Source organism: uncultured Aquincola sp., from assembly GCF_964001545.1.
In the GTDB taxonomy this organism is placed as follows: domain Bacteria; phylum Pseudomonadota; class Gammaproteobacteria; order Burkholderiales; family Burkholderiaceae_C; genus Aquincola.
This window is the reverse complement of sequence record NZ_CAXFDV010000552.1, coordinates 1-4,728: the sequence shown is the minus strand read 5'-3', so window position 1 is coordinate 4,728 and position 4,728 is coordinate 1. Positions and strand designations below refer to the sequence as shown.

The window sequence follows — 4,728 nt, the reverse complement described above, 5'->3', positions numbered from 1 at the left end:
TGTCCACCAGGCTGGCGGCGGCCTCCACGTCCAGGCTGTGCAGCAGCCCCAAGCCCAGGTCGGTGTCGATGAACAGCCGGCCCGCTTCATCCATCCACGCGCTGGTGTAAGCGGCCGGCGCGCCGGTGTGACTCAGCAGCCGGCCATCGGGCTGCAGCCGCCACACCCAGGGCGCCGCTTCAAGCGCCACATACACCCGCTGCGGCCCGTTCTGGAAGAACCAGCAGCCCGCCTCGTCGTGCTCGTAGTTGCGGCCGATGAAGGCCAGCAGCTTTTCATGCTCGAGCCGGCTGCCCTTGACGGCCGGGAAGGCGCCGGCCGCCTGCGTCGCGTCGTCGCGCAGGTACCAGTGGCCGCGGGCGTCCAGGCCCAGCCAGCCGTACACATGCGGCACGTGGGGCCACTTCTTGATCGCTTGCCTGACGATGTCATCCATCGCCCGATGCTGCCTCAGCCGTGCTGGCGCAGCCAGTCCAGCACCGCTTGCGGCAGGGTCATCACATGGCTGCGCAGGCCGCCCCCGCCCGGAAAGCCCACATGGCCGCCATGCGGCGGCTGCCACAGCGTGACGTGCCTGCCCACCTGGTGCGGGCGCGGCAGGCTGGCCGCCGGCACGAAGGGGTCGTTGAGCGCATTGACCACCAGCGCCGGCACGCGGATGCGCGCCAGGTGCGGCTTGGCCGAAGCGCGCCGCCAGTAGTCCTCCACGCCCTGGAAGCCGTGCAGCGGCGCCGTGAACACGTCGTCGAAGGTGTACAGGTCGGTGGCCGCCACCAGTCGCTGCTCGTCGAACAGCCCGGGGTGCTGGGCCAGCTTGGCCAGCGCCTTGGGCTTCATCGTCTGCAGGAACATGCGGGTGTAGACCAGCTTGTTGAAGCCGCGGCCGATGGCATGGCCGCCCGCGGCCAGGTCCAGCGGCGCCGAGACGGCGGCGATCGCCCGCACGGTGCGGGCGGCGCTGTCGCCGGCTTCTTCGGCCCAGCGCAGCAGCGCATTGCCGCCCAGCGAGACGCCGGCCGCGAACAGCGGCGCGCCGGCCCGCTCGCGCAGGCGCTGCAGCATCCAGCCGACTTCTTCGTGGTCGCCAGAGTGGTAGGCCCGTGGCGCCAGGTTGATCTCGCCCGAGCAGCCGCGGAAATGCGGCACCGCGTACGACAGGCCCGCCAGCCGGGCCACATGCGCAAAGGCCTCGGCATAGTGGCTGCGCGATGTGCCTTCCAGGCCGTGGAACAGCACCAGCCAGCCGGCGCCCGGTTGCGGGTTCAGCTGGAAATCGACGTCGATGAAGTCGCCGTCCGGCGTGGTCCAGCGTTCGCGGGTGTACTGCGGTGCCGACCCTTCGAAGCGCCGGCCCCAAAGGGCCGGCAGGATGGTTTGTGCATTGCCGCCCAGCAACCAACGGGGCGCGCGGTAGTCGTGCATCGTGTCGATGGTGGGCGCGGCTGCGGCCGCGCGGGCTCAGTGCAGGGTGGTGGGGTTGTCGTGCGGCTCGGGCACGTCGTGCGGCAGGCCGGCAGTGGCATGGTGCGCCGCCAGCCGCCAGCCCAGCGCGGTCTTGAGGTACACGTTGGTGGCCAGCACCCAGGCGGTCTGGTTGCCTTCGGCGGTGTTGGCGTCGATGCGTTCCAGCACGCTGTGCACCGCGCAGCCGGGGGTTTCCAGCCGCCGCACGCGGGCCGGCTGCACCGGCAGCACGCCGTTGGCGAAGATCGCCTCGAACGAGGCGCGGATGGCCGCGGCGCCCATCACCCGCAGGCCGCCGGGGTGCACGCAGACGATCTCGTCCTCGTCGCTCCACAGCGCCATCAGGCGTTCGATGTCGCCCTGCTGCAGGGCTTCGTAGAACTGGGCTTCGGTGTCTTCGGCGGTGGCCAGCAGCACCGAAGCGGGCGCCTTGGGCTTCACTGGAACACCACGGTCTTGTGGCCGTTGGTCAGCACCCGGTGCTCCACATGCCAGCGCACCGCGCGGGCCAGCACCACGCACTCCACGTCGCGGCCCACGGCGGTCAGGTCTTCGGCCGACAGCGAATGGTTCACCCGTTCCACGTCCTGTTCGATGATGGGGCCTTCGTCCAGGTCGGCCGTCACGTAGTGGGCGGTGGCCCCGATCAGCTTGACGCCGCGCGCATGCGCCTGGAAGTACGGCTTGGCGCCCTTGAAGCTGGGCAAAAAGCTGTGGTGGATGTTGATGGCGCGGCCCGACAGCACGCCGCAGAACTCGGGGCTGAGGATCTGCATGTAGCGCGCCAGCACCACCAGGTCGATGCGCTCGCGCTCGATCAGCGCTTCCACCTGCTGCTCCTGCTCGCGCTTGGCGGCGGCGCTGCTGCCGGTGGGCAGCGGCAGGTGGTGGAACGGGATGCCGTAGCTGGCGGCCAGCTCCGCAAAGTCGGGGTGGTTGGACACGATGGCCGGAATCTCCACGTCCAGCAGGCCGCTCTTCCAGCGGAACAGCAGATCGTTCAGGCAATGGCCTTGCTTGCTCACCATCAGGAGCAGGCGCGACCGCTGCCCCAGGGCATGCAGACGCGCATCCATTTCAAACTGGCCGCGTACATGCTGGATCAACCGGTCGAGCGTGGCCACGTCGGCCAGGTGCGGCGGTGCCTCGAAGTGCACACGCATGAAAAACAGGCCCGTGGCGTCTTCGCCGGTGAGGTCACCGAACTGCTGCGAGTCGATGATGTTGCAGCCGGCCTGGTAAAGCAGGCCCGACACCGCATGGACAATGCCCTTGGTGTCGCGGCAGGAGAGGGTGAGAACGAACTGGTCTTGGCGCGGCATGATGTCGCAGATTGTAGGAGTCGCGTGTGTCCAATACGGCCCAGCAGGACTGGAGCGAGCGCAGCCGCGAGCTGGCGCAGTTGTTGTCCCGCACGGGGCTGGGTGATCGGCAGGCCTTTGCCCGGCTGTACCAGCTCAGCAGCGCGCATCTCTTCGGCGTGATCCTGCGCATCCAGCGTGAACGTGCGCTGGCCGAAGAGCTGCTGCAGGAGGTGTACGTGAAGGTCTGGCGCGCCGCGGCGGACTTTGATGCCGCGCAGAGCCAGCCCCTGACCTGGCTCACCAGCATCGCCCGCCACTGCGCCATCGACAGCCTGCGCCGCGCGCAGGCCCAGGTGGTGGTGGCGCGCCCGCGCGGTGCGGCCGGGGACGACGACGGCGGCCCCGATGCCGCCGAGCTGCTGCCCGACGAAGCGCCCGGCCCGGTCGAGTTGCTGGGCCGCGCCAGCGAAGCCCGCCAGCTGTCGGCCTGCATGGAGCACCTGAGCCCTTCGCAGCGGCAGAGCGTGGCGCTGGCCTTTTTCGATGGCCTCAGCCATGCCGAGGTGGCCGAGCACCTGGCCCAGCCGCTGGGCACGGTCAAGTCGTGGGTGCGGCGCGCGCTGGCCACGCTCAAGCAGTGCCTGGAGCGTGCGGTGCAGCGTGACGGCCGCGCCGAGGGGGCCTGACCATGGACTACGGCAAACCCGATCGTGCCGACGCCCTGGGCGCCCAGTACGTGGCCGGCACCTTGCGCGGCGCCGCCCGCCGCCGCTTCGAGGCACTGCTGCCCGGCCACCCCGCCCTGCGCGCCGCCGTCCAGGCCTGGACCGAGCGCCTGATGCCGCTGACCAGCGCCGTGACACCGCAGCAGCCGCCCGCCTCGGTGTGGCAGGCGATCGAGCGCCGCCTGTTCGGCGGCTCGGCGCCCGCACAGGCGCCCGCGCCGCTGCCTTTGTGGCGCCGGCTGGCGCCGTGGCGCGCCCTCAGCGCGGCCGGCGCCCTGGCCACGCTGGTGCTGGCGGTCATGCTCACGCAACCGTCGGCGACCCAGCCGCCGGTGCTGGTGGTGCTGCAAGGCACTGGCGGGGCCGCGCAGGGCGTCAACACCTTCGTGGCCAGCGTCAGCGGCGATGGGCGCTCGCTGGTGACGCGGGCGCTGCTGCCGGTGGACCTGCAGGCCGACCGGGTGCTGGAGCTGTGGTCGGTGCCGCCCGAAGGCGCGCCGCGGTCGCTGGGTCTGATCCGCGCCGACGGCTCCACCGTGGTGCCGCGCGAGCGCCTGCCCCAGGGCCTGCTCAAGGGCGACACCGCCGCGCTGGCCGTCAGCCTGGAGCCGCCGGGCGGCTCACCCACCGGCACGCCGACCGGGCCGGTGCTGTACGCGGGCAAGCTGCAGCTGTGACCATTGAAAAGGCCGCCCCGTGGGCGGCCTTCGGCAGGAACTTCGGGTTCAGTGTCCGTGGAGGACCGTGCCCGGCGCCAGCTTGTAGACGGTGCCGCAATACGGGCACTTGCCTTCGCCGGTAGAGGCCACGTCGATGAAGACGCGCGGGTGGCCGCTCCACAGCTTCATCTTGGGGTTGGGGCAGAACACCACGCCATGACCCTTGAGGTCTTGCGCGGTGACTTCGACGGCTGCGGGGGCGGCAGCGGCAGCGCTTTGGCTCACGGTTCTCTCCTGATCAGGCAGTGAGGGGTCAGACCTTGGTCAGCCACTCGGCGTACTTCGGGTTGCGGCCGTTGACGATGTCGAAGAAGGCGGCCTGGATCTTTTCGGTGATCGGGCCCCGGCTGCCGATGCCGATCTCGATGCGGTCGAGCTCGCGGATCGGCGTCACTTCGGCGGCGGTGCCGGTGAAGAAGGCCTCGTCGGCGATGTAAACCTCGTCGCGGGTGATGCGCTTTTCCACCAGCTTCAGGCCCAGGTCCTGGCAGATCGCGAAGATGGTGTTGCGGGTGA

8 protein-coding genes are annotated in these 4,728 nt (G+C 70.5%); 2 read left to right on the top strand and 6 right to left on the bottom strand.

Annotated features, from left to right (window positions below; genetic code table 11):
• The 4 genes from ABNT58_RS18990 to purU all read right to left on the bottom strand — a co-directional run.
• Positions 1-436: DUF2946 family protein (locus ABNT58_RS18990; RefSeq protein ID WP_348755002.1), on the bottom strand; the 436-nt coding region annotated here is incomplete at its 3' end.
• A gap of 14 nt (positions 437-450) precedes the next feature.
• Positions 451-1,422: an alpha/beta fold hydrolase gene (locus ABNT58_RS18985; protein WP_348755001.1), complete on the bottom strand. Its 972-nt coding sequence runs from the start codon at positions 1,420-1,422 to the stop codon at positions 451-453.
• A 36-nt stretch (positions 1,423-1,458) separates the two neighbouring features.
• On the bottom strand, positions 1,459-1,905 hold the full coding sequence (locus tag ABNT58_RS18980; protein ID WP_348755000.1) for a nuclear transport factor 2 family protein: 447 nt from the start codon (positions 1,903-1,905) through the stop codon (positions 1,459-1,461).
• Positions 1,902-2,786 (bottom strand): formyltetrahydrofolate deformylase, encoded by an 885-nt coding sequence (gene purU, locus ABNT58_RS18975; protein WP_348754999.1) that lies wholly within the window; start codon positions 2,784-2,786, stop codon positions 1,902-1,904. The genes ABNT58_RS18980 and purU overlap by 4 nt, the downstream gene beginning before the upstream one ends.
• Positions 2,787-2,812: 26 nt before the next feature.
• On the opposite strand from purU, the gene ABNT58_RS18970 reads away from it, so the two are divergent.
• Together ABNT58_RS18970 and ABNT58_RS18965 are read left to right on the top strand one after the other, a co-directional pair.
• Positions 2,813-3,454 carry a sigma-70 family RNA polymerase sigma factor gene (locus tag ABNT58_RS18970; protein ID WP_348754998.1) on the top strand — a complete coding sequence of 214 codons (642 nt, stop codon included), beginning with the start codon at positions 2,813-2,815 and terminating at the stop codon, positions 3,452-3,454.
• Positions 3,455-3,456: 2 nt separating this feature from the next.
• Complete coding sequence (locus ABNT58_RS18965) at positions 3,457-4,170, top strand: anti-sigma factor (RefSeq protein WP_348754997.1); 714 nt, start codon at positions 3,457-3,459, stop codon at positions 4,168-4,170.
• A gap of 48 nt (positions 4,171-4,218) precedes the next feature.
• On the opposite strand, the gene ABNT58_RS18960 is transcribed toward ABNT58_RS18965, so the two are convergent.
• Together ABNT58_RS18960 and ABNT58_RS18955 are read right to left on the bottom strand one after the other, a co-directional pair.
• Complete coding sequence (locus ABNT58_RS18960) at positions 4,219-4,437, bottom strand: zinc-finger domain-containing protein (RefSeq protein WP_250198488.1); 219 nt, start codon at positions 4,435-4,437, stop codon at positions 4,219-4,221.
• A gap of 28 nt (positions 4,438-4,465) precedes the next feature.
• Positions 4,466-4,728: aminotransferase class IV (locus tag ABNT58_RS18955; RefSeq protein WP_348754996.1), on the bottom strand; the 263-nt coding region annotated here is incomplete at its 5' end.